We start from the raw sequence: 23,671 nt of genomic DNA on the forward strand, positions 1-23,671 counted from the left end.
TTTTCACCGGCTTGCAATGGGCTAGTTTTGTGTTATAAAATGAAGATATCATGAAAACACAAATAGCTGTCATGCAACCGGAAGAGTACGCCACGCTTTCCATCCGGTACAGTTTCGGAACAACCTTGTTCGGGGAGGTATTGACCGCCTCCACATCCAGGGGCATTTGTTACATCGCATTTGCGGATAACGGGAAAGATGCCGCCATCGCGGAGCTGCAGCAACATTTTCCGGCGGCCGCTTATCTGGAAGAAGAGGATGATCAGCATCGTATAGCCATTGCAGTAATCAACGGTAAAGACGCCGCGGTGACGCTGCACGTGAAAGGAACGCCCTTCCGGCAACAGGTCTGGCGGAAGCTGCTGGCAGTGCCGAAAGGCGAGGTCATCTCCTATTCCGCGCTGGCGGGCGACAGCAGGGCTTCCCGTGCAACGGGCTCCGCGGTGGCCGCCAATCCCGTTGCCTGCCTGATCCCCTGCCACCGTGTGGTGAAGGCCAGCGGAGAAACAGGCCAATACCACTGGGGAAGCAGCCGCAAATCGGCGATGATCAAATGGGAAGCACAACAGGTAAACCGGTGATCATGCAAACAGTCATAGAAAAACTCCACAGCAAGGATTGGGGAAGCATCGCCGGCGATCTGCACAGCAAAGGATATGCGGTGGTGACAAACGTGCTGACCAAAAAGGAATGTGAACAACTGATCGCAGCTTACAATGCGGACAATACCTACCGCAAAACGATCTCGATGGAACGTTACCGCTTCGGGCAGGGGGAATATAAATATTTCCAGTATCCCCTGCCAGCGCTGATCAACAGCATCCGGGAAACGGTGTATCCTTATATTGCGCCGGTGGCGAACAAATGGATGGAAGTGTTGAATATCAACAAGCGCTTCCCGGCCACGCACCCGGAACTGAAGGCGTTGTGCCATGCAGCGGGACAAACACGGCCTACCGTGCTGATCCTGAAATACGGCGAAGGTGGATTCAATACGCTGCACCAGGACCTGTACGGGGAGATCTTCTTTCCCATGCAGCTGGTGCTTTTCCTCAACGAACCGGGAGAAGAATATACCGGCGGGGAATTTGTGCTGACGGAAGCCATACCAAGGGCGCAGTCGAAAGCCCAGGTGATACAGCCCCGGCGTGGGGACATGCTGCTGTTCACCACGAACTTCCGGCCGGTGAAAGGCAGCCGGGGCTATTACCGCGTAAGCATGAAGCATGGCGTCAGCCCGCTGCACAGCGGGAACCGGCATACGCTCGGTATTATTTTCCACGATGCGTCTTAACTTTATAACATGGAAACTCAACAGGCCATCAACTATAAGCGGATAGCGGAAGCCATTGCATTTTACCGGGAGCGTTTCCGGGAGCAGCCGAGCCTGGAGGAGGCCGCGGAGCATGTGCACCTGAGCCCTTTCCATTTCCAGCGGATGTTCCGCGAGTGGGCGGGCGTAACGCCCAAGCAGTTCCTGCAATACCTGAGCCTGGAATATGCGAAGGGATTGCTGAAGCGATCGGCTACCCTGTTTGATACGGCGCATGAAACCGGCCTCTCCGGCACGGGGCGCCTTCACGACCTGTTCATCCGCATGGAAGGCATGACGCCCGGTGAATACAAGAACGGCGGTGAGCAGCTGGAAATCAACTACAGCTTTGCGGAAAGCCCGTTCGGGCCGGTCATCGTGGCTTCCACGCACAAGGGCATTTGCCACATGGCTTTTGCGGACAGAGGCCGGGAAGCTGCGTTCCGCGAGCTGCTGGAACGTTTTCCGAACGCACATTATACGCAGTTGCTCGATACGGTACAGCAAAATGCTTTGTTCATTTTTACGCAGGACTGGAGCCGTTTGCACGAGATCAAGCTGCACCTGAAGGGCACGCCTTTCCAGCTGAAGGTCTGGGAAACTTTGCTCCGCATTCCCGCGGGCGGCGTATCTACTTATGCGGGCATTGCGGAGAAGATCGATCACCCTTCGGCCTCGCGCGCGGTGGGCACGGCCGTGGGCTGCAACCCGGTGGCTTTCCTGATTCCCTGTCACCGTGTGATCAAAGCGTCGGGGGAACTGGGCGGGTATCACTGGGGCGACGTGCGCAAAGCGGCGATGATCGGATGGGAAGCCAGCAAAATACACCAGCGATGATCCGCCACAGCGAAATTGACCGTAACACGCTTCGCCGGCTGGTCCACGCCGGTAAAATAAAGTTCGGCGGATACAGGCCCGGAAAGATCTACGGCACGCTGCATTGCCCATCCGGGAAACGAATGAAAACGGAAAACAGGGTTTTCTTTGAAAGCGAACAGGAAGCGATAGACGCGGGTTACCGGCCCTGCGGGCATTGCATGCCGGAACAATATCAACGCTGGAAAGCAGGCCGGGCAAGGCTTCGCCAGCAGTAGAACACAACGTAGCTCTCCCATCCCGGAAATTGTTGAAACAAACGCGCCATACTTGCCTGATCGTTTTTATCACGGATCACACCGTGCTGCAAGAGCGCATTCAGCAGGCCGGCATCGCCATAGGGGATGCTGGCCTGTTCCTGCAGGCTTTTCATCAGCGAATAATTGGCCGTCCATATCCCGATGCCTTTAATATCGGTCAGCGCTTTCTGGCGCGCCGCCAGGTCTGGCAACTGCTTTAGTTTTTCCTTGCTGATCTGTCCGGTGGCAAACGCCTGGGCCGCGATGATGAGGTATTCCGCTTTTCGGGCGGAGAACTGCATGGCGCGGAGGTCTTCGGGGTCGGCTGCTGCCAGTCGTGATGCTTCCGGGAAGATATAATGTGTTTCGCCACCGAAATGGATGGCTTCTCCGTATGCTTCCACCAGTCTGCGTTTGAGCCGGTAGGCGAATTTCAGGTTGATCTGCTGCCCGGTGATGCTCCACGCGATCGCTTCGAATAAATCCGGAATACCAATGAGGCGGAGCCCCCGGAAATCGTTCGCCATGTAGGCCAGCGGCTTGTGTTTTTTCAGCAGGCGGTAAAATGGCAGGATGTCGCGGTCCAGATCGAACCATTCGCGGATATAGGCGGTGACGGCGCTTTGTATGGCGGGTGTTAACGGTTGATTCAACACAGCGGCGTGCAGGGTACCCGCATTGACGTTCGCATCTGCATCCGCCTTCGCTTGCGCCGAAATACGCACCAGCACCGGCCGGCCATCCACCCGCAAAGCCTTGATCACATGATCTTCCCCGATCCGGTGCAGGCATTCGTCAAAATTGCGGTCCAGGAACCAGTGGCATTCGGGAAAGCTGAATGTATCGTTGACGGGAATCGCTATCACATTATTCATGGCACAAATGTAAGATCGCCGGGAATCCGGGCAACCCGTTTATTGCGAAATTACTCCCGCACTTCAAAACTATGCTTCCCCGCGCCGGTCTTTATCACCGCTCTTCCATCCTTCCCGATTTTCACCTGCTTCAATGGTTGTCTGTTCCGGCTGATCTGCTTACCGGCAGCATCCGGCAGATAAACGGTGGCCGTTGTATTAGCGGGAATCTCCACATCCAGCCCGAAACGGCCGTTCTCCTTTTTCCATTCACTGGTGATGAGGCCATATGGCGAGTGAAAAGTGCCGCGAGCGTGCGTCAGGTCGCCCACCACTTCCGGGCGGATGACGATATCCTTATACGCGACGGAGGTTTCAGACTGGCTGATGCCCGCGAGGCCATAATAAAACCATTCCATAATATGCCCTAACATCAGGTGGTTGTTAGACACCTCTTCCAGCGCCGGCCAGGATTCGGTCAGCGCCGTAGCCCCTTTCTTCAGCTGAAAGCCATAGCCGGGCACATCATCCCGGTAATTCATATCGAATAACAGTTGTGAGGCGCCTCCCGCATGCAATGCCTCCACCAGGAAATGATACCCCACGTCCCCGGCCGTCAGCTTCTTGCCGGAATGCCGGATGGAATCCACCAGGTTCTGAAACACCGCCTTGCGGTCGCGCTCCGCCACCAGCCCCACGCATAAAGGCATCGCCATGGCGGTCTGGCTGCCCGTGGAATATACCTTGGTAGTATCATTGAAGAATTTCCGGTTGAACGCCGCTTTGATCTCCCCTGCTTTCCTGCCCAGCCGCGATACCTCCTGCCGGTCTTTCAGCAGGGCCGCCATTTTACCGAGCAATGCCACATCGTAATAATAAATGGCCGTAGCGGTCAGCTCTTTGGGCGTCAGCTGCGCTTCACCGGGACGGTTGGGGCCGTAATCGAACCAGTCTCCCAGCCCATGCGAAAGAATATGACCGCTGGATTTACTTTCGAGGTAAGCGACATATTTTTTCATCATCGGGTAGGCGTCGCGCATAATGTTGGTATCGCCATACCATTTGTACAGCAGCCAGGGCAGGATCACACCGGCGCTGCCCCATTCCGGGGAATCGCGAAACCCGCCTTCGAATACCACGAACTCCGGCGCAATGTCCGGTATGAGGCCGTCCGGCGTCTGCGCATCGATCATGTCGTACACCAGTTTCCTGTACAGCTGGTAAAGTTCGAGGTTATAGCGGATGGAGTTGCCCATCAGGTAATCCTGTTCCAGCCAGCTCAGCTTTTCGCGGTGCGGGCAGTCGGTGACCACGCTTTGTATATTGCTTTTGATCGCCCATTTGATCAATGTGTTGATGCGGTTGAACAGGTCGTTGGAACAGGTGAACGTGCCTGCTTCCGGCGCGGAGGTGCTGTTGTGCAGTTCTTTCAGGCTGACGATAACAGGCGCGCCGGCCTCGTTGGCAGCGGTATCCGGCACGGCGCCTTCCACCTGCACATAACGGAAACCATAGTACGTAAACTTCGGCTGCCAGGTTTCCACGCCTTCCCCCTTCAGCGTATAGCTGAAATAATACGGCCTGCCGGTAGCGCGCTGGTTGGCCAGCGTATCTTTGATCAGCTCGGCGGGAATCAGCTTCACCTGCTGTCCCTTTTTGCCTTTTACTTTCAGCTCCACGATGCCGGAAGCATTCTGCCCGAAGTCGTACAGATACACACCGGGTTTGGGCTGTAATACCTTCACCGGCGTGAAGCTGTCCATGATCTTCACGGGATAAATGGATTCCGGCTCCAATTCGCCCTTCGGCGCTTTCACCAGCATGGCCTGTTTCCATGGCGCGTCCCGGAAGCCCGGTTCGTTCCATCCCGCCTGCTCCAATGTTGCATCATAATCCTCTCCACCAAAAATGCTGGTGTAGGTGACAGGCGAAGGCGCGGTCTTCCAGCTTTGGTCAGACACGATCACGGCCTGGCTTCCGTCCTCATAATCCACCTGTATCTTGCAGATCATTTTGGGCAGCCCGAATACGCTGATCAGTTTAAAATACCGTTCCCGGTTGATGTGATAAAAGCCGTTGCCTACGATGACGCCGATGGCGTTTTCACCGTTGCGGACCGCGGAGGTGATATCATACGTATTATAGAGCACACGCTTATCGTAGTAAGTCCAGCCCGGCGCCAGGAAGCTGTTGCCTGCTTTCTCACCGTTGATGGTCATTTCATAATGCCCCAGGCCGCTGACGTACGCCATAGCCCGCTTCACTTTTTTATCAATGCTGAACTCCTTGCGGAAAAGCGGCACTACGGCGCGTTCTTTTGCCCTGTTGCCGAGGCTCTTCGCATTCCCGTGCACGCCGGGCACCACCAGCATGGAATCCGGCAGGTCGTCATACCCGATCCATTTCGCCCCGCTCCAGTCCTTTTCTCCGAACAAGGCCGTAGAAAAGCTGTCAACACCGCTTTTGAAAGACCGCCCGTTTTTGTCCCACACCTCCACCTGCCAGTGGTACAGCTGCGCGGGCGACAGGCTTTTGCCGGTATACGGTACATTGATGGATTGGCCCGAATTAACCTTTCCGCTGTTCCAGGAAGCGCCGGCGCCGTTGACCGTGATCCGGTACGCCGACTGCACAAAGCTTTCCCCGCCGGCGCTGACTTCCCAGCTGAATACCGGTGGACGGCTGTCTATACCACCGGGGCTTTCCCGGAAATTGCAAAGCTGGCGAACGATACGGGCATCCTGGGCATACAGCGCGCAGGAAATCACAAGGAACAATAACGTGGGGATCAGTCTTATCATAGCCCTGAAGTTATAACGCGGAAGCGTATTTTGCAACCCTTCGCATTATTTTGGATTTGTCCGCCAAACTTCTAAATTTGTTTATACAACCAAACAGTTCAAATTCCTGCCAGCGAAGCGGCATTCTTAACATAAAGGAAATGCTGCTTTATAAATTTTCTGATTTTCGTTACATACATTGCAGAACATTCAGGCAATCTATATGTTGGATACTGATACAAAAACCTACATTGACCTTATTGCTGAAAAAAGAGAGGACGACGCTTACCGTTTCCTGCACGGGCAGTTCCATGCTACCCTGTTGAAATTCGCGTCCGCCTACCTGAAAGCCAGGGAGCCCGCGGAAGAAATTGTAAACGATGTGCTGTATAAAGTCTGGATGATGAAAGCGAACATCACCGCGATCAGCAACCTCCGGGCTTATCTTTTTACCGCCGTAAGAAACGCCTCCCTGAACCTCCTCAATAAACAGAAGAAAGAAAAACAGCTGCTGTCCACCCTCACCTTTGAAGACCTGACCACGGAAGACCCGGAAAGCATCATCATTTCCATGGAGCTGTACGACTGCATCCGCAACGCCATCCATTCCCTCCCGCCCCGCTGCCGGCAGATCTATGAAATGATCCGCATTGAAGGGCTCCGCAACAAGGACGTTTCCGAAAAGCTCAATATTTCCGTCAACACCATTGACGTACAGCTGGCTATTGCCCTGAAAAAGCTGGTGCTGGCTGTCAGCGCCTTCACCCGGAAAGAAAAGCCCTGATATTTCTCCCCGATTTTTTTTTGAACGGCTTAGTAGAATATGCCGGTACCGTTGTCATACAGATATACTGGTACAAAAACACACGTTAAATGAAACACACCAACAGGATGTGGTACCTGATGGGGCGGGAATTGTCCGGCTCCATGACTCCTGCTGAAAAGCAGGAACTGGAAGCATTGCTCGCGCTTGAGCCGGAGCTGTGGTATTCCTATGAGCTGATCCAGGCGGTCAATAATATGGATGATGTGACGAATGAATTTGTGGACGAGATCAAATCGCTGCTGGATACTTCGCCGGAACCGGAAAAGCTGAATACACTGCTGCAGCACAAGCTGGAACTTGTGCCCGAACCACCCGCCCGCCGCGTTTCCCGCAAGCCGTTGCTCCGCTATGCCGCGGTATTGGCAGGCATTATTTTAACCGGATGGGCGGGCATTTATCTCTTCCGGCAAATGACCGGCCACCACACGTCCGCCACGGCCATGAACGAGATCGTGGCGCCGAAGGGAGCCAAAACGCAGATCACACTGGCCGACGGCACCACCATCTGGCTCAACGCCGGCAGCAGGCTGACGTACCCGAAGAACTTCAGCATGGAAAACAGGGAGGTACATCTCACCGGCGAAGCCTATTTCAAGGTCGTGCACAACGATCATCATTCCTTCACCGTGCATACGCCGGAGGCCGTGATCCGCGACCTCGGCACCACGTTCAATGTAAAAGCCTATGAGGGCAGCGAAACAACGGAAACCACGCTGATAGAAGGCGCGGTAGAGGTTTCGCTGAAAAAAGACCCTTCGCGGAAGATCATGATTGCTCCCCACGAAAAGGTGACACTACATAGCAAACGCGCCAGAACGGAGCTTTTCGAAGTATCGAAGATCGTTCCCTTTTCACAGACGAAAGACATCGTGGAAACAGCGTGGGTAGACAACAAGCTCATCTTCCGCAATGAAAAATTTGCAGACCTCGCGCATATGATGGAGAGAAAGTATAACGTATCGATCGTGATAGCGGATGAAGCGGTGAAGGATTACGAGCTGACGGGGATTTTTCACAACGAGAGCATAGCAGAAGCATTGAAGCTGCTACAGGTTATCGCACCATTTAAATATGAAATCAACAATGAACAGATCACGATCCACCAAACGGAATGATCCGGGATAGGTGCTGTTAAAAAAGAAAGAGAGATGCGCTGACATCCCTCTTCCGGAAGTATGGATTTTTATTTGGAAGCTGAATTTCGAAGCCCGGCTTCCAAAAACCCGTAAAAGATAAAAGTATGAAAAAAAATCTACTTAACGGCTGGCCGTGCCATCCCGTTTGTGTCAAGCAAATTTTCAGAATCATGCGACTGACGCTATTGGCCGTTTTTCTATTTTGCATGCAGCTCTCCGCAAAAGTTTATTCGCAAAAAGACGTGAAGCTCTCCCTGACCGTGAAGGATACCAGACTTTCCCGGGTACTGGAAAAAATAGAGAGCGCCACCGGCTGCCGTTTTTTCTACAACTCAAAAGAAGTTGCTGTTCACAGGGAAGTGTCGCTGACCACGCCCGGCAGCAGGAAGCTCACCGACGTGCTCACGGAATTGCTGACCACCGTTGGGCTCAACTACCAGTTACTGCCGGATAATGTGATCGCTATTACGCGGGCGCCGAACGTCCGGTTCATTCCCCTGCGCGGAACGGTGAAGGATAGCAAGGGTACGCCGTTGCCGGGGGTTTCCGTCAAAATAAAAGGAACGAACACCGGTACGGTCACGGATGTGGACGGCCATTTCCAGCTCGATGCGCCTGCCGATGCCGTGCTGGTTATTTCTTACATCGGCTTCCAGACGCAGGAAATTGCGGTGGATGGAAAAACGGTGCTGGACGTAGCGTTGCCGGATGAGCTGAAAGGGCTGAGCGAAGTGGTGGTGATAGGATACGGCACTCAGAAAAAAGCCTCTATGACAGCCGCGGTATCCACCCTGAAAGGTGACGCCATCGTGCAGAACCCTGTCGCCAATATCAATAACAGCATTGCAGGCCGTGTTTCCGGCGTGCTGGCATTCCAAAGCAGCGGGGAACCCGGCGCCGATGCCGCCACCATCCGCGTCAGAGGCGTTGGCACCACCGGCTCACGCAATGGCGCGCTCACGATCGTGGACGGCATTCCGAGAGAGTTCTCGCAGATCAATCCCAGTGAAATAGAAAGCATCACGGTGCTGAAAGACGCCGCCGCTATTGCGCCTTATGGTCTTGCCGGCGCCAACGGCGTGATCCTCATCACCACCAAACGCGGGAAGGAAGGCAAGGTGCAGATGAACTTCGATACCTGGTACGGCATTCAACGGCCCACGCAATACCCGGATTACCTCAACGCCTACGAATTCGCCAAAACGCTGAACGCCGCCAATGCGAATGCCGGCCTCGCCCCTGCCTATACGGATGAACAGCTGGAAAAATACCGCGACCATTCCGATCCCGATCATTACCCGGACCACGACTGGATGAAAGAGGTGCTCGACTTCAGCGCGCCCATGACGCGGCAGAACCTCACCTTCTCCGGCGGATCGGATAAAGTGCGGTTCTTCAGCTCGCTGGGACATCTTTACCAGCAAGGCTCTGTAGATGCGATCAAATTCTCGCGCTACAACCTGGCATCCAATGTGGACATCAACGCTACCAAATCCACCATCGTGTCGCTGGACATCAAGGGCACGCTGGAGGTTACCAAAAATCCCGGTTCGCAAAGCGGCAACGGCATCTATACCTCCGTTACCAAAAACCCGCCGCTACTCAACAACCAGCTGCGCTTTTCCAACGGCCTGCCGGGCAATACGCTGCTGCCTTCCATCTATGAAAGCGGCTACACCCGTGATAATAAAAACATGCTGTTCACCCAACTGACCATAGAGCAGCAGATACCCGCCGTAAAAGGGCTTTCCCTGAAAGCGGTGGCGGCTTACGACAAAAACTACACGACCTTCAAGCAATGGCAGACGCCCTACAGCATCTACTCCCTGAACGCGGACGACGAGTTCGTGGAAACGAAAGCCGGTGTTGCGGCGCCCAGCCTCAGCCAGGAATTCGGGGAATCCGTTAACACCACGCTGCAAGGGTACCTGACCTACCGCCAGACCTTCGGCAAACATGGCATCAACGCCCTCGCCGTGGCGGAGCTTCGCCAGGGAAAAAGCAACGGCTTCCAGGCGTCCCGCCTCAACTACCAGGTGGGCCTCGATGAGCTTTCACTCGGCAGCTCCTCCAAAAACGACCTGGACAACGGCGGCTCTTCCAGCTCCTACAAGCAGCTCGGTTTCGTGTACAGGGCCGGGTATGATTTTGACCAGAAATACATCGCGGAGCTGTCCGGCCGCTACGACGGGCACTACTTCTTCGCGCCCGGCAAACGCTTTGCGTTCTTCCCCGCTTTCTCGCTCGGATGGCGCCTGTCCGAAGAAAACTTCATCAAGGACAACTACAAGTGGATCAACAACCTGAAAATACGCGCTTCCTACGGCATCTCGGGAAACCTCGCCGGCTCCGCGTTCCAGTACCTCAGCAGCTATGGCCTCACCAGCAGCTACGGCTTCGGCGGCACACAGTTCACACAGGTGCAGGGCGTGTTTGAAAGGAACGAATCCAACCCGAACATCACCTGGGAAACCGCGAAGAAAACGGACATCGGGCTGGAAGGCCTGTTCCTGGACGGAAGGCTGGGCTTTGAGCTGGACTTCTTTAAAGAACGCCGCTCAGACATGCTGGTGGCCCCCAATGCGGTGGTACCGGTAGAATACGGCATCGGCATCTCCCAGGTCAATGCCGGTATTATGGACAATAAAGGGTTCGACTTCTCCGTGAACACCGCCAACACTTCCAGCAACGGGCTGACGCTGAACGCCGGCTTCAATTTTTCCTATGCGAAAAACAGGCTGGTGGAAACCTTCGAGAACGCATCTACCCGCAACGATCCCAACCGCAGCCGCACGGGCAAACCGCTGGACACACAGTTCGGCCTGCGGGCCATCGGGCTTTTCCAGTCACAGGAAGAAATAGATGCTTCGCCGAAACAATTCGGCCCCCTGCAACCCGGCGACATCAAATATGAAGATGTGAACGGCGATAAAAAGATCGATGAGAACGACCAGGTGGTGATCGGCCATCCCGCGTTTCCGCAGATGATCTTCGGCCTCACGGTAAATGCGGGCTGGAAAGGATTTGATCTTGGCATGCTCTGGCAAGGCGCCGCGCAAAGCAGCTTCCAGCTGACCAACGAAGCCTCCAACCCGTTCTTCAACGGCGCGAAGATCTTCCGCGAACAGCTGGATTACTGGACGCCGGACAACAGGAACGCCAAATATCCGGTGATCCTCCCCTCGCCCAGTACCAACAGCCAGCAGGTATCTTCCTTCTGGCAGAAAGACGGCTCATACGTAAGATTGAAGAACATAGAGCTGGGGTATACCATCCCCTCCGGCATCATGAACAGGATCGGCATTCAGTCCATCCGCCTGTACGGTTCCGCGCAAAACCTGCTCACCTTCTCTTCGGAAAAATATCTTGATCCGGAGATCGGCATCAGCAGCGCCAGCAAAAGAGCGCGGTATTACTTCCAGCAAAAGGTGTTCGCCTTCGGATTAAATGCAAATTTCTAACCGGTCAATCATTCAAACGATGAAGAACTTATTTTTTCGATATATAGCCGCCGGCATGCTGCTCCTCGCTGCCTGCGATACCTCGCTGGACGTGGAACCTACGGACCAGCTCACAGACGCATCCGTATGGAAATCCGCTTCGAATGCGGGCCTGTTCCTGAACGATATTTATAACAACCTGAATCCCGGTCCGCAGTCCACTATCTGGACCAACGTGCCGTCGGAGATCAGCAATGATCCGCTGGACAATTTTTCCGATAACAGCATCAGCGGCCCGCTGGCGGGCATTCCTTCGTATCAGAACTTCGCGCAGGGCGCCTATGGCCCTTCCGCGCCGATATTCACGCCGCACTGGAAGAACATGTACACCAACATCCGGAAATGCAACGTCTTTATCCAGAACGTGAGCGCCGCGGATTTTGACGACAATGTAAAGAAAGGCATGCTGGCGCAGGCCCGTTTTCTGCGCGCCTACTTTTACAAATCGCTGATGGACCTTTATGGCGGCGTGCCCATCATCACTGTTCCGCTCAACCGCGAAACGCAGGGCGATGCCATCTTCAATCCAAGAAATACGTACGAGGAATGTGTGGCCTTCATCCAGAAAGAATGTGCTGAAGCGGCGGAAGACCTGCCGCTGACCATCCCGCCAAAAGATGCCGGGCGCGCCAGCAAAGGCGCTGCATGGGCGCTGAAAGGCGAGCTGGAACTCTATGCGGGCAAGTGGACCGATGCGGCCGCCACCAACCGGAAGATCATGGAATCCGGCGCGGGCTACGACCTCTTCCCCGATTATGAAACGCTGTTCCTGCCCGCGAATGAAAACAACGAAGAAGTGATCTTCGACGTGCAATATGCCGCCAACATCAAAGGCCATATCAAGGAAAAATACTGGAACCCCGTACGGGTAGCCGACGGCACGGGCTGGGGCGCTGTCAATCCGACACAGGATCTGGTAGATGACTATGAATTTCTCGACGGGAAAACGGAAGCCGAAGGCTCCGCGATGTTTGATCCTGAAAATCCGTATATCAACAGGGACAAACGTTTTGCCGCCTCCATCATTTACGACGGCTCCACCTGGAAAGGCGGCGTCATCTACACCCGCCTCGGCATTCCCAATAACAACAACGAGCTGGACGCCTCCGGCGCCGGCGGCAAAGGACGCACGGGCTACTTCCTGAAAAAGCTCGTAGACCCCGCCGTGGTGCCGGGCATCAGCAGCGGCTCCAACTCCATCATCTGGCGGTATGCGGAAGTGCTGCTCAACTTCGCGGAAGCGCAGAACGAAGCCGTTGGTCCGGATGACGACGTGTATAAAGCCATGAACAAAGTGCGGAAAAGAGCCGGTCTTCCCGACCTCCCCACCGGCCTTACCCAGCCGCAGATGCGTGCGCGGATCAGGCGGGAACGCCGGGTGGAGCTGGCATTTGAAGGTAAAAGGCTGTTCGATATCTGGCGATGGAGAACGGCGGAACAGATCTTCAGCAAACCCCTGCGCGCCATGAAGATCACCACCGTGGATGGCCATCTCGTATATGAAAAAGTAAATGCGGGCGGCGGCAAGATCGCATTCGATCCTTCCAAAAATTACCTGATGCCGATCCCCGAATCCGTCCGCGCACAAAATGTAAAGATCGACCAGAACCCTCATTACTGATGACCAGAATATTCTTTTTCCTGCCAGGGCTGCTGCTGTTCGCGGCCCTGGCTACAGGACAAACATCCACCGGCAGGCCGAACATCATACTGATCATGGCCGACGACATGGGATATGGTGATCTGGGCTGTTACGGCCAGCCACGCATCCGCACGCCGCACATCGATGCGCTGGCGAAAAACGGCATGCGCTTCACCCGCTATTACACCGGCAGCACGGTATGCGCGCCATCCAGAGAAGCATTGCTGACCGGCATGCACACCGGCCACACAGCGATACGCGGCAACTTCCTGACAGACGAAAAAGAAGATCCGCCGATGCCGGATGAAAAGCGCACCATCGCGGAAATACTGCGGGACGCCGGCTACCACACCGGCCTGATCGGGAAATGGGGACTGGGCGGCGAAGCGCATGGGCCGGAAAAGCAGGGCTTCCATTACAGCTACGGCTATCTTGACCAGATACAGGCGCACAATTACTATCCGCCGTTCCTCTACGAAAACGGCCGGAAAGTGACGGTGCCGGAAGGTACCTACAGCCATCATCTTTTCGTGGAGAAAACGATGGGCTTTCTCGATCAACGTCCGAAAGACAAACCGTTTTTCCTGTACCTCCCCTACACCATTCCGCATGGCAAGCACGTGATACCCGACGCTTCCGAATATGCGCAGGAAGACTGGCCGGAGCAGTACCGGAACTACGCGGCCATGATCACGCAACTGGATAAGGACATTGGCCGCATCATCAGCAAACTGAAAGAAGACGGGCTGGACCGGAACACGCTGATCATATTTACCAGCGATAACGGCGCCAACCCGGGCTTTGCGAAATTCTTTTCCAGCAACGGCGCTTTCCGGGGGCACAAGACCACCCTGTACGAAGGAGGCATCCGCGCGCCGTTGATCGCCTGCTGGCCCGGCATGATCAAAGCGGGGCAGGTATCTGAGCATGTTACGGCGGGATGGGATATGCTGCCTGCGCTCTGTGAGGCTGCGGGCGTACAGCCGCCTGCGGGGATCGATGGTATTTCGTTCTACCCCACGTTTACAGGCCGTTCCGGCCAGGCGCGGCATCCGTACCTGTACTGGGAATATTACACTTACAATTATAACTGGAACAAGCCGGACAGCCAGCTTCCGCGCAACTGGCTGGACAGCCGCGCTGTGCGGTTCGGGGATTGGAAAGCCGTCGTGAAAAGCAGTCCACGCGGGGAAAATGCCGCGGTTGAGCTGTACGATCTGCAATCCGATCCATCCGAAACAACAAACGTCGCCGCGCAGCATCCCGATGTGGTGCGGCAGGCTAACGCCATTCTTTCATCCGCGTCCCGCCCAGACGCATCCTATTTTCCATACAAACAAAAATGAATTTTATGATAGCCCGGTATTTATTGATTCCACTGGCCATTATTGCCGCGCATGCTTTCCGCAAACCCGCTGAAAAGCTGCATACGATCAAAACAGAGAATGCCGCCGCACTGAAAGCCTTCTTCCGGTATACGCCGGACCGCATCCCTTTTGTGAGCGCCCACCGCGGCGGCCCGCGGAAAGGCTTCCCGGAGAACTGCATCGCCACATTCGAGAACACGCTGGCCCATACGCCCGCCACGCTGGAGATCGATCCGCATTACACGAAAGACAGCGCGATCGTGCTGATGCATGATCCTACGCTGGACCGTACGACCAACGGGCACGGGAAAGTGTCCGACTACACGCTTGCAGAGCTGCGCAAGCTGCGCCTCAAAGATACCGAAGGTAACCTCACCGGCTACGCGATCCCCACGCTGGACGAAGCCTTGCAATGGGCCAATGGCAAAACTATTCTTGTCATAGACGCGAAGGACGTACCGGTTGAAGTGCGCGCGCGGAAGGTGGTGGAGAACCATGCCGAAGGGCATGCAGTGCTGATCGCCTATTCGATGGAAGATATCCGGCGATGTTATGCTTATAACAGGGATATTATGATGGAAGTGATGATGGGTAAAAAGGAGCAGCTGGACATGATGGATAAAAGCGGCGTTCCCTGGGAGAACATCATTGCGTTCGTGAGCCATCAGCAGCCGGAGGATAAAAGCATCTTCGAAGAAGTGCATAAACGCGGCGCGATGTGCGTGCTGGGCAGTTCCCGGAATATTGACCGGGCGTTTATGCAGGGGAAGATCGATGCGGCGGCGCTGAAGGAAGGTTACCTGAAATTGATTGGTGACGGGGCGGATATTATTGAGGCGGACCTGGGGATTGAGGGCGGTGAAGCGCTGGGGGGATTGCGGCAGAGCGCTTCTTCCAAATCGAAATATTTCAGTTACTAATTCGAACACACCATGTACTAAAACCGGACATTTCCTGCTATTACAAAAATCATATCCATTTGATTTATAACAGGTAAGGATTCTGGCATTCTCTTGGTGCATGCCCTGCCGGTCAATTACCTGGATATGCTGCATAACTACTTTCTTGTTTCCTGGAGGAACATCGTAAAAGACAAGGTTTCTTCCATCATCAATATAGGCGGGCTGGCTGTGGGGCTGGCCATTACCATTATGCTCCTGCTATGGATCAGGGATGCCATGAGCTATGATAAATTCCATGCGCATCTTCCACAGATACACCAATTGATGTTCAATCACCAGCTGGGTGGAGATATTGGCACATCAAGGTCTGTAGCTGGACCATTAGCGGCTGTGCTGCGTGAGGATGTACCGGAGATCAGATATGCAGCCCGTACAAGCTATACCGGTCAGCAGATGGTCCGTGCCGGTGAAAACAGTTTCTATGAAAGAGGCTTCTATGCCGAGCCGGACCTTTTCCGTATGCTCAGCTTCGGGGCAATTGAAGGAGATCCCGTTACAGCCTTGCAGGACCCCGGATCGGTAGTGATCACGGAACGAACGGCTAAAAAGCTCTTCGGTACAGGAAATGCGCTCGGCAAAATACTACGGCACAATAACGTCAGCGATCTGAAAGTGGGCGCGGTGATCAGGGATATTCCGCATAACAGCACTTTCCAGTTCGATATAGTACTACCCTTTAAATTATTTGAGCAGCAAAACAGCGGATGGATCAACAAATGGGACAACAACAGCATCCAGACCTGGGCAGCACTAACCCCTTCTTCCGATGTAACTATCGTGAACAACAAGATACAGGCGGCCGTAAAAAGACATACGGACGTTGTTAAAACCACCTTCTTTGCATATCCCCTGGCAGACCTCCACCTGTATGGCAGTTTCAGGAACGGCAAGGTAAGCGGCGGATTGATAGACGGGGTGAAAGTAATGATCATCGTAGGGATATTCATTTTACTGATCGCCTGCGTAAACTTCATGAACCTTGCCACGGCACATTCCGAGCGCCGCGCCAGGGAAGTGGGTGTACGAAAAGTTCTGGGCGCCCCGAGGAAAGTGATTATTATGCAATTCCTGGCGGAAGCATTGTGCATGACCTTCCTTGCGTTGCTTTTAGCCTTGTTGCTGGCCCGGATGATATTGCCTTTTGTGAACCGTTTCCCTGATGTTCATTTCAGCTTTGATGTTTTTAACTGGCCGGTGTTGGGTGCATTAACGTGCATCACCATTGTCACCGGCCTGGTAGCTGGCAGTTACCCGGCTTTCTTTCTTAGTAATTTCAAACCTGTAAAGGTATTGAAAGGCGTGGTTACCAATAACAAGGGAGGCGCTCTTCTCCGGAAAGGACTGGTGACCTTCCAGTTTGTGATCTCCATCTTCCTGATCATTTCCATCGTTGTTATTTTTCAGCAACAGCAACATATACAAAACCGGCCGATAGGTTATGATAAAGAAAACCTGCTCATCATACCGGCAAGAGGCGATATGGGTGACAAGTTTAATTTATTCAAAGCAGAAGTGCAGCAGATCCCCGGCGTACAGAGTATTTCAGCAGGCAGCAACAATATGATCAAATTTGGTGGTAGTACGGATGGCATTCCATGGCCGGGCAAAACAGATGATCAGAATTTCGCGGTTACTGTTACAACCGTGAACTACGACTGGACAAAAACGACTGGTTTAAAAATGACGGCAGGCCGTGATTTCGACCCTGCTTATGGTGCGGATTCATCCGCCTGCCTGCTCAACGAGGCAGCGGTAAGAAAAATGGGATTGAAAGAACCTGTTATCGGTACTAAGCTGGGCGATAAAACGGTGATTGGTGTAGTGGAGGATTTTGTGTTCAACCAGGTCAATTCCGATCCCGGTCCCATGATGATCAACCTGGGCAATGGCGGCAGCTATTTCTTCATCAGAATAAAGAATGATAATAACTGGCGAAAAACGGTGAGCCTGATAGAAACTGCCGCCAAACGAAGCAATCCCAATTATCCTTTTGAGCTGCAGTTCATGAAAGCCGAATATGATAAAGAATATCGCGGCCTTCGTGCAGGGGCACAGCTTACTTTCGCATTGGGTGTGCTTGCGATCATCATTTCCTGCCTCGGGCTTTTTGGCCTTTCTACTTTCCTTGCTGAAAGACGTACAAAAGAGACCGGTATCCGCAAAGTATTTGGCGCCGGGATTACGAAGATATGGTTCTCCTTATCCAAAGACTTTATAAAACCTGTATTGGTGGCATTTATGCTCGCCTCTCCCCTCGCTGCCTGGGTAATGCAGCAACTGCTGAATGATGCAGACTACCGGATAGAGCTATCCTGGTGGATGTTTGTGCTGTCCGGATTGGTGGCTTTGATCATTGCGGTGATAACCGTGAGTTTCCAGGGTGTAAAAGCGGCGTTGAGAGATCCGGTTAAATCGCTGCGGATGGAATAATTGTATATGTCCCGGCATAAATAAAAAAAGCCTCAACTTTCGTTGAAGCTCTTTTGTGACTCTGTCAGGATTCAAACCTGAAACCTTCTGATCCGTAGTCAGATGCTCTATTCAGTTGAGCTACAGAGCCGTTGTTCTTGTGTTGAACGGGATGCAAATGTAGGTAGAATTTTTATTTCTGCAAATCTTTCGCCTTTTTTTCTCCAAATTTATTTTTCCTTTTACATTTGAATGATCATCAAACACGCTGAAACCCGTGAAAATACAGCTTTGGAGCATTGGAAAGGAAAACGACGCCTACATCAATGAAGGTATTAAAATTTTTCAAAAACGATTACAGCATTACACCGATTTTGACATTAAACTAATCCCCACCGTGAAGCAGGCGGCCAGTCTTTCTGTTCCCGAACTGAAGAAACAGGAAGGCAGGATCATCCTGGACATGCTGCAGCCGCAGGATTACCTGCTGGCCCTCGATGAAAGAGGCAAAACGATGACCACCGTACAGCTGGCAGACTTCCTGCAGCAGCGCACCAATGCCGGCACCCGGCAGCTGATCATCCTCATCGGCGGGGCCTTCGGGATCGATGCGGCGGTGCTGCAGCGCGCGCAGCTGCAACTCTCGCTTTCAGCGCTCACCTTTCCCCATCAGCTCGTGCGCCTCATCGTAACAGAACAGGTTTACCGGGCATATACTGTCCTCAACAACGAAAAATATCATCATCAATGATTATTTTTACAAACTAACAGCACAATCGCATGACCATTACCTTAGCCATTATCATTCTCACCTGTATTATATCTTTTACATCCTTTAACCGCCCGGAGCAGATCGACAAACTGAGCTTCTGGCCTTATTACGTGCAGGAGCGCAAGCAGTTCTACCGCTTCATTACCTCCGGTTTCGTGCACGCGGATTACATGCATCTTTTCTTTAACATGCTTACGTTGTGGTTCTTTGGAAGGACGATAGAATCCGCTTTCGTGATCATTTTCGGGGGGAAGCTGCATTTTGTGCTGTTGTACTTGCTGGGACTGGTATTGCCGGATATATCCACCTATTTTAAATACAAGGATACGTATGGTTACCGCTCGATCGGCGCTTCCGGGGCCGTATCCGCCATACTGTTCTCCGCCATACTGCTCGCTCCCTGGTCCAAACTACTCGTGTTCTTCATTCCCCTGCCGGCCGTGATTTACGGCGTGCTCTTCCTGGCATACTCGGCTTATATGTCCAGGCGCGGCGGCGACGGCATCAATCACGATGCGCACTTCTGGGGCGCGGTACTCGGACTGGTGTACCCGCTGATCTTCCGGCCCGAGCTGGGCAAGCTGTTCGTGCAGCAGCTGTTAAGTATTTTTTAGTTCTATTTTGAGCGCTTCCCTGGTGCCGGGGGTGATCCTGAAACGGTTGTCTATCCGCATGCCCGCGATCCAGACGATCTTTTTATGCGATTCCAGTACCCATATTTTTTCCTTTTCGGGGAGGGATAATTTCTGGTCGATGAAAAAGCGGCTGAGTTTTTTCTTTTTATCCATGCCGAGGGGATAGAAATAATCACCCTGCTTCCATTTGCGCAGCAGCAGCGGGAATTGCACCTGTTGTTTATCGATATAGGCGATGTGGGGATCTGTTGAAATATGCGCCGGATCACAGGTTTTGAGCAGCAGCTGCGCTTCCGGCAGCTGTACCGTCTCCTGCCCTTTTTCGATCACGAAATGCGCGGATGCCGCAGGTTCCAGGGGCGTAATGATCAGCCATTTCCGGTCACGCACAATGCGGTAGGTGGGCGTAGCCACCCATTTACCCGGCTCGCTGTCCACCAGCTCCGCCACCTGCGCGGCTTGCGCGGCGCTGCACTGGAAGGGTTTCAGCAATTCATATAAGATGGTTTGCAGGGGCTGCGCCTGTTTCAGCTTGAGCACGGGAATGAAATATTCCTGTTTCCGCTGTTCCAGCAGGTTGCGCCGGTGTACGGCAATCGCCTGCTGATAGAGCATTTCCGCCTCCCGGAACCTTTGTATGCCGGCGCCGGTGTTCTTTACCACTTGCGGATAGGCTTCTTCCAGCAAAGGCAATACGCGGTGCCGGAAAAAGTTTCGTGTATACTTGTCCGTTGCATTGGAGCTGTCTTCCACATGTTCCAGCTGATGCGCGTTTGCATAGGCGGTAATCTCCTCGCGGGTGGCGAACAAAAGCGGCCGCACCAGCTTGCCCTGCTTTGGCAGGATGCCGTGTAAACCCGCCATGCCCGTGCCTTTGGAGATGTTCATCCAGAGCGTTTCCACATTGTCCTGCATATGATGCGCGGTAGCGACATGATCATATCCCTCCTCCTGCCGTATCTTTTCCAGCCACATGTAGCGCAGCTCGCGCGCCGCCACCTGGATGGATTGCTTTTGCGCCTGCGCCCGTTCCGCCGTGTCAAATTGCTGCAAGTAGAACGGCACGTTATACCGCTCCGCCAGCCGGCGTACGAATTGTTCATCCCGCTCCGATTCTCCGCCCCGCAACCGGAAATTGCAATGCGCGATGCCGATATTAAACCCGGCGGCTACGCACAGATGCGTCAGCACGACAGAGTCCATTCCCCCGCTGACGGCCAGCAGCAGGCGTTGCGCGGGGTCAAAAAGCCGTTCCCGGTGAATATATGATTGCAGCTGTGAAAGCATCATGATCTGGTGTTTGACCGCAGCCGCTATTTGCCGCAGCAGGCAGGTCATTAAAAGGTATCAGTCTGTCAAATCCTCGAATGCGGCCTGCAGCTCGCTATAGGCATGCATATCTCTCGCCTCCTTCGCTACAAGCATTCCTTTTTCATACGTGGCGATCGCCGCAAAGTGCTCCCCGTTGCGTTCCAATAATTTCCCGAGATGGTAATAAGAACCTACATATCCCGGCTCCGCCGCCAATAATTCTTCAAAGATATCCTTTGCCGCCGCATCGTTCTGTTGCTTGATGTATTCCAGTGCCAGCGCGTGTTTCAGGAAGCTGTCACCCGGACTGTTTTCCAGGAAAGCTTTTATTTGCGCGATTCTATCCATATTATTTATTTCTAATTTAAATGCTCCTTTGACGGTTGAGGCTGCAAAAGCTAAATCCCATATATTTGCTAATACTGCATTATTCACTAAACCAGCTAACGGATATGAAGATCTTAGTATGTATCAGTAAAACGCCCGACACAACTGCAAAAATAGCTTTCACAGACAACAACACGAAATTCAGTGAAGCGGGCGTACAGTTTATCATTAACCCGTATGACGAATGGTATGCACTGGTTAGGGCTTTGGAGCTGAAAGAAAGCGGCGGCGCCACCGCTGTGCACCTGATCACTGTCGGCGGTGCAGACACGGAGCCCGTGATCCGCAAAGCCCTTGCCCTTGGCGGCGATGAGGCTTTCCGGGTGAATGCAGACAGCCAGGACAGTTATTTCATCGCTTCGCAGATCGCGGCGCATGCCCGGCAGGAAAACTACGATATGATCCTTACCGGCAAGGAAACCATTGATTACAACGGTTCTTCAATAGGCGGCATGGTGGCCGCTTTGCTCGATATCCCCTATGTTTCCATCGCGTCAAAGCTGGACCTGAACGGCAGCACCGCAACGTTGAAAAGAGAGATCGAAGGCGGAGAAGAAGTATGTGAAGTGAGCCTGCCCGTGGTGATCTCCTGCCAGAAAGGAATGGCGGAAGCGCGCATTCCCAACATGCGCGGTATCATGGCCGCCCGCACCAAACCTTTGAAAGTGATTGAACCGGAGCAGGTGGAAACGCTGACCAGCATTGTGTCTTTCGAATTGCCGCCAGCCAAGGCCGGTGTAAAGATGATCGCGCCGGAAAATGTGGAAGAGCTGGTGAAGCTGCTGCACGATGAAGCGAAAGTGATCTGATAAAACGGTTTGCGCAGAACGATCAGGTTATCTGCGGATCAGGCGCTAAAAGCCGGAAACCATCATTAAATCCTAAAAAATTAAAGAATGTCTGTTTTAATATTTGCCGATCAATTTCAGGGAAAGATAAAAAAATCAGCTTTGGAAGCCGTGCAATACGGCGCAAAGGTAGCACAGCAGCTGGGCACTACGGCAACGGCGCTCGTATTGGGAGAAGTGGCCGCGGAAGAGCTGGCCCTGCCCGGACAATATGGCGCCGCAAAAGTGCTGCATGTGGCGGACGCCCGTCTGAATGAACTGGAAACCGGCGTAGCCGCGAAGATCATAGCGGAAGCCGTTGGTAAGGAAGATGCGGGTGTGGTGATCTTTTCCCATAACTTTTCCGGCCGCGCCATTGCGCCCCAGTTGTCCGCCCGCCTGAAAGCCGGACTGGTAGCGGGCGCCATCGCACTGCCGGATACATCGAACGGCTTTGTGGTGAAGAAGAACGTATTTTCCGGCAAGGCCTTTGCTAACGTAAATATTACTTCTCCAAAGAAGATCGTTTCCGTACTGCCGAATACCTTCAGCCTGGAAAACACCGGCGGAACCGCCACGGTAGAGCCTTTTGCGGCTACGATCAGTGATAGCGACTTCAGGGTGAAGCCCCTGAAAGTGGAAACCGTCAGCGGCGAAGTGCCGTTAACGGAAGCGGAGATCGTAGTGAGCGGCGGACGCGGGCTGAAAGGTCCCGAGAACTGGGGACTGGTGGAAGACCTGGCGCATGCCCTCGGGGCCGCAACCGCCTGCAGCCGCCCCGTTGCCGATGCCGACTGGCGCCCGCACCATGAGCATGTGGGGCAAACCGGCTTTACCGTACGCCCGAACCTGTACGTGGCCATCGGCATTTCCGGCGCCATTCAGCACCTCGCGGGTGTAAACGGCAGTAAGGTGATCGTGGTCATCAATAAAGACCCGGAAGCGCCGTTCTTTAAAGCAGCAGATTACGGCATCGTTGGCGACGCATTTGAAGTAGTGCCGAAGCTGACGGAAGCAGTAAAAAAATACAAAGGGATCTCCTGACAGTCAGGATGCCAAAGGCAATTAATTACGGATTACGGATAGCATTTATACATACGTTTTAAAACATATCCGTAATTCGTAATTAATAATTCGTAATTCACTAATGTTAGCGCTTTTTAGATATCGGATATTTTTCTAACTTCACATCTTATACCGATTAAAACGTGAGCGCTAACGCGTATTGACAGTATGAGAAAAATAGAATTGGAAATAGTTGCTTTGTCGCACAGTATTACGCAGACCCACTCATACGCCGTGGTGTTGGGAGAAGTGAACGGATTGAGACGTTTGCCCATTGTAATCGGCGGATTTGAAGCACAGGCCATCGCGGTGGCACTGGAAAAAATGCAGCCCAGCAGACCCCTTACGCATGATCTCATGAAGAATTTCATGAATGCATTTAACATTGAATTGCATGAAGTGATAATCAGCAATTTGCAGGAAGGCATTTTTTACTCCAAGCTGATCTGCTCCAATAATGAAGACACCATCGAAATAGATTCCCGCACCTCAGACGCCCTGGCGCTGGCGGTGCGCTTCGGATGCCCCATCTATACGTACGAGAATATTCTGAACAGCGCCGGCATCCTGCTGGATGATCCGGCGGGCAAAAAGGTCACCAAGCCGGTAGGCGGCCCCTCTATTTCAGAGCACGAAAAAGGGGTGGAAGATGACCTGAAAGCGCTGAACCTGGACGAGCTGAACACACTGCTGCAGGAAGTGCTCGAACAGGAGGATTACATCCGCGCCATCGCCATCCGCGATGAGATCAATAGCCGTAAAAGTAAATAA

20 protein-coding genes and 1 tRNA gene are annotated in these 23,671 nt (G+C 53.3%); 16 read left to right on the top strand and 5 right to left on the bottom strand.

The features are described from left to right. Nucleotides 1-50: 50 nt before the first annotated feature. From CCY01nite_RS25315 to CCY01nite_RS25330, 4 genes are read left to right on the top strand one after another with little or no spacing between them, the layout of a single operon-like run. On the top strand, nt 51-581 hold the full coding sequence (locus CCY01nite_RS25315) for a methylated-DNA--[protein]-cysteine S-methyltransferase (protein ID WP_146867356.1): 531 nt from the start codon (nt 51-53) through the stop codon (nt 579-581). 2 nt (nt 582-583) lie between these two features. Then, nucleotides 584-1,294 carry a 2OG-Fe(II) oxygenase gene (locus CCY01nite_RS25320; RefSeq protein WP_146867357.1) on the top strand — a complete coding sequence of 237 codons (711 nt, stop codon included), beginning with the start codon at nt 584-586 and terminating at the stop codon, nt 1,292-1,294. Between the two features lie 9 nt (nt 1,295-1,303). Further along, nucleotides 1,304-2,149: a methylated-DNA--[protein]-cysteine S-methyltransferase gene (locus CCY01nite_RS25325; protein ID WP_146867358.1), complete on the top strand. Its 846-nt coding sequence runs from the start codon at nt 1,304-1,306 to the stop codon at nt 2,147-2,149. Then, nucleotides 2,146-2,406, top strand: coding sequence for an Ada metal-binding domain-containing protein (locus CCY01nite_RS25330; RefSeq protein WP_146867359.1), 261 nt, complete (start codon nt 2,146-2,148; stop codon nt 2,404-2,406). Before CCY01nite_RS25325 ends, CCY01nite_RS25330 begins: the two co-directional genes overlap by 4 nt. On the opposite strand, the gene CCY01nite_RS25335 is transcribed toward CCY01nite_RS25330, so the two are convergent. Beyond that, on the bottom strand, nt 2,364-3,302 hold the full coding sequence (locus tag CCY01nite_RS25335) for a DNA-3-methyladenine glycosylase family protein (RefSeq protein WP_146867360.1): 939 nt from the start codon (nt 3,300-3,302) through the stop codon (nt 2,364-2,366). The two genes, CCY01nite_RS25330 and CCY01nite_RS25335, sit on opposite strands and share 43 nt — an antisense overlap. Nucleotides 3,303-3,352: 50 nt before the next feature. After that, a complete protein-coding gene (locus tag CCY01nite_RS25340) occupies nt 3,353-6,082 on the bottom strand; it encodes a family 78 glycoside hydrolase catalytic domain (RefSeq protein WP_146867361.1) in 2,730 nt (909 codons plus the stop codon). A gap of 202 nt (nt 6,083-6,284) precedes the next feature. On the opposite strand from CCY01nite_RS25340, the gene CCY01nite_RS25345 reads away from it, so the two are divergent. The 7 genes from CCY01nite_RS25345 (at nt 6,285) to CCY01nite_RS25375 (ending at nt 17,924) form a co-directional block, all read left to right on the top strand. After that, nucleotides 6,285-6,845 (top strand): RNA polymerase sigma-70 factor, encoded by a 561-nt coding sequence (locus CCY01nite_RS25345; protein ID WP_146867362.1) that lies wholly within the window; start codon nt 6,285-6,287, stop codon nt 6,843-6,845. A gap of 89 nt (nt 6,846-6,934) precedes the next feature. Further along, a complete protein-coding gene (locus CCY01nite_RS25350; RefSeq protein WP_146867363.1) occupies nt 6,935-8,002 on the top strand; it encodes a FecR domain-containing protein in 1,068 nt (355 codons plus the stop codon). A 191-nt stretch (nt 8,003-8,193) separates the two neighbouring features. Next, a complete protein-coding gene (locus tag CCY01nite_RS25355) occupies nt 8,194-11,484 on the top strand; it encodes a SusC/RagA family TonB-linked outer membrane protein (RefSeq protein WP_186831262.1) in 3,291 nt (1,096 codons plus the stop codon). Nucleotides 11,485-11,503: 19 nt separating this feature from the next. Beyond that, complete coding sequence (locus CCY01nite_RS25360) at nt 11,504-13,144, top strand: RagB/SusD family nutrient uptake outer membrane protein (protein ID WP_186831263.1); 1,641 nt, start codon at nt 11,504-11,506, stop codon at nt 13,142-13,144. Next, nucleotides 13,144-14,511 (top strand): arylsulfatase, encoded by a 1,368-nt coding sequence (locus CCY01nite_RS25365; RefSeq protein ID WP_146867366.1) that lies wholly within the window; start codon nt 13,144-13,146, stop codon nt 14,509-14,511. Before CCY01nite_RS25360 ends, CCY01nite_RS25365 begins: the two co-directional genes overlap by 1 nt. Nucleotides 14,512-14,516: 5 nt before the next feature. Further along, on the top strand, nt 14,517-15,452 hold the full coding sequence (locus CCY01nite_RS25370) for a glycerophosphodiester phosphodiesterase family protein (RefSeq protein WP_186831264.1): 936 nt from the start codon (nt 14,517-14,519) through the stop codon (nt 15,450-15,452). 126 nt (nt 15,453-15,578) lie between these two features. Continuing rightward, on the top strand, nt 15,579-17,924 hold the full coding sequence (locus tag CCY01nite_RS25375; protein WP_146867368.1) for an ABC transporter permease: 2,346 nt from the start codon (nt 15,579-15,581) through the stop codon (nt 17,922-17,924). Nucleotides 17,925-17,980: 56 nt separating this feature from the next. Here CCY01nite_RS25375 and CCY01nite_RS25380 read toward each other — a convergent pair. Further along, nucleotides 17,981-18,054 (bottom strand) — tRNA-Arg (locus tag CCY01nite_RS25380). Between the two features lie 126 nt (nt 18,055-18,180). On the opposite strand from CCY01nite_RS25380, the gene CCY01nite_RS25385 reads away from it, so the two are divergent. Both CCY01nite_RS25385 and CCY01nite_RS25390 read left to right on the top strand, forming a co-directional pair. Beyond that, nucleotides 18,181-18,654 (top strand): 23S rRNA (pseudouridine(1915)-N(3))-methyltransferase RlmH, encoded by a 474-nt coding sequence (locus CCY01nite_RS25385; protein WP_146867369.1) that lies wholly within the window; start codon nt 18,181-18,183, stop codon nt 18,652-18,654. Between the two features lie 29 nt (nt 18,655-18,683). Next, nucleotides 18,684-19,289, top strand: coding sequence for a rhomboid family intramembrane serine protease (locus tag CCY01nite_RS25390; RefSeq protein ID WP_146867370.1), 606 nt, complete (start codon nt 18,684-18,686; stop codon nt 19,287-19,289). On the opposite strand, the gene tilS is transcribed toward CCY01nite_RS25390, so the two are convergent. Continuing rightward, nucleotides 19,275-20,600 carry a tRNA lysidine(34) synthetase TilS gene (tilS, locus tag CCY01nite_RS25395; RefSeq protein ID WP_246130048.1) on the bottom strand — a complete coding sequence of 442 codons (1,326 nt, stop codon included), beginning with the start codon at nt 20,598-20,600 and terminating at the stop codon, nt 19,275-19,277. The genes CCY01nite_RS25390 and tilS overlap by 15 nt on opposite strands. A 57-nt stretch (nt 20,601-20,657) precedes the next feature. Further along, a complete protein-coding gene (locus CCY01nite_RS25400) occupies nt 20,658-20,969 on the bottom strand; it encodes a tetratricopeptide repeat protein (protein ID WP_146867371.1) in 312 nt (103 codons plus the stop codon). Nucleotides 20,970-21,073: 104 nt separating this feature from the next. Between CCY01nite_RS25400 and CCY01nite_RS25405 the strand changes: the two genes are divergently transcribed. From CCY01nite_RS25405 to CCY01nite_RS25415, 3 genes are all read left to right on the top strand, one after another. Further along, a complete protein-coding gene (locus tag CCY01nite_RS25405) occupies nt 21,074-21,817 on the top strand; it encodes an electron transfer flavoprotein subunit beta/FixA family protein (protein WP_146867372.1) in 744 nt (247 codons plus the stop codon). Nucleotides 21,818-21,904: 87 nt separating this feature from the next. Next, on the top strand, nt 21,905-22,879 hold the full coding sequence (locus tag CCY01nite_RS25410) for an electron transfer flavoprotein subunit alpha/FixB family protein (protein ID WP_146867373.1): 975 nt from the start codon (nt 21,905-21,907) through the stop codon (nt 22,877-22,879). A gap of 189 nt (nt 22,880-23,068) precedes the next feature. Then, on the top strand, nt 23,069-23,671 hold the full coding sequence (locus tag CCY01nite_RS25415) for a bifunctional nuclease family protein (protein ID WP_146867374.1): 603 nt from the start codon (nt 23,069-23,071) through the stop codon (nt 23,669-23,671).

Origin of the sequence: Chitinophaga cymbidii, assembly GCF_007992715.1 — a bacterium.
Taxonomy (GTDB): Bacteria; Bacteroidota; Bacteroidia; order Chitinophagales; family Chitinophagaceae; genus Chitinophaga; species Chitinophaga cymbidii.

Excerpts from the sequence above, each read along its gene's own strand:
- CCY01nite_RS25325 (WP_146867358.1), top strand. The coding sequence starts at position 1,304 with ATGGAAACTCAACAGGCCATCAACTATAAGCGGATAGCGGAAGCCATT.
- CCY01nite_RS25330 (WP_146867359.1), top strand. The coding sequence starts at position 2,146 with ATGATCCGCCACAGCGAAATTGACCGTAACACGCTTCGCCGGCTGGTC.
- CCY01nite_RS25345 (WP_146867362.1), top strand. The coding sequence starts at position 6,285 with ATGTTGGATACTGATACAAAAACCTACATTGACCTTATTGCTGAAAAA.
- CCY01nite_RS25405 (WP_146867372.1), top strand. The coding sequence starts at position 21,074 with ATGAAGATCTTAGTATGTATCAGTAAAACGCCCGACACAACTGCAAAA.
- CCY01nite_RS25415 (WP_146867374.1), top strand. The coding sequence starts at position 23,069 with ATGAGAAAAATAGAATTGGAAATAGTTGCTTTGTCGCACAGTATTACG.
- CCY01nite_RS25410 (WP_146867373.1), top strand. The coding sequence starts at position 21,905 with ATGTCTGTTTTAATATTTGCCGATCAATTTCAGGGAAAGATAAAAAAA.
- CCY01nite_RS25355 (WP_186831262.1), top strand. The coding sequence starts at position 8,194 with ATGCGACTGACGCTATTGGCCGTTTTTCTATTTTGCATGCAGCTCTCC.
- CCY01nite_RS25315 (WP_146867356.1), top strand. The coding sequence starts at position 51 with ATGAAAACACAAATAGCTGTCATGCAACCGGAAGAGTACGCCACGCTT.
- CCY01nite_RS25340 (WP_146867361.1), bottom strand. The coding sequence starts at position 6,082 with ATGATAAGACTGATCCCCACGTTATTGTTCCTTGTGATTTCCTGCGCG.
- CCY01nite_RS25335 (WP_146867360.1), bottom strand. The coding sequence starts at position 3,302 with ATGAATAATGTGATAGCGATTCCCGTCAACGATACATTCAGCTTTCCC.
- CCY01nite_RS25365 (WP_146867366.1), top strand. The coding sequence starts at position 13,144 with ATGACCAGAATATTCTTTTTCCTGCCAGGGCTGCTGCTGTTCGCGGCC.
- CCY01nite_RS25360 (WP_186831263.1), top strand. The coding sequence starts at position 11,504 with ATGAAGAACTTATTTTTTCGATATATAGCCGCCGGCATGCTGCTCCTC.
- tilS (WP_246130048.1), bottom strand. The coding sequence starts at position 20,600 with ATGATGCTTTCACAGCTGCAATCATATATTCACCGGGAACGGCTTTTT.
- CCY01nite_RS25390 (WP_146867370.1), top strand. The coding sequence starts at position 18,684 with ATGACCATTACCTTAGCCATTATCATTCTCACCTGTATTATATCTTTT.
- CCY01nite_RS25370 (WP_186831264.1), top strand. The coding sequence starts at position 14,517 with ATGATAGCCCGGTATTTATTGATTCCACTGGCCATTATTGCCGCGCAT.
- CCY01nite_RS25320 (WP_146867357.1), top strand. The coding sequence starts at position 584 with ATGCAAACAGTCATAGAAAAACTCCACAGCAAGGATTGGGGAAGCATC.
- CCY01nite_RS25350 (WP_146867363.1), top strand. The coding sequence starts at position 6,935 with ATGAAACACACCAACAGGATGTGGTACCTGATGGGGCGGGAATTGTCC.
- CCY01nite_RS25375 (WP_146867368.1), top strand. The coding sequence starts at position 15,579 with ATGCTGCATAACTACTTTCTTGTTTCCTGGAGGAACATCGTAAAAGAC.
- CCY01nite_RS25400 (WP_146867371.1), bottom strand. The coding sequence starts at position 20,969 with ATGGATAGAATCGCGCAAATAAAAGCTTTCCTGGAAAACAGTCCGGGT.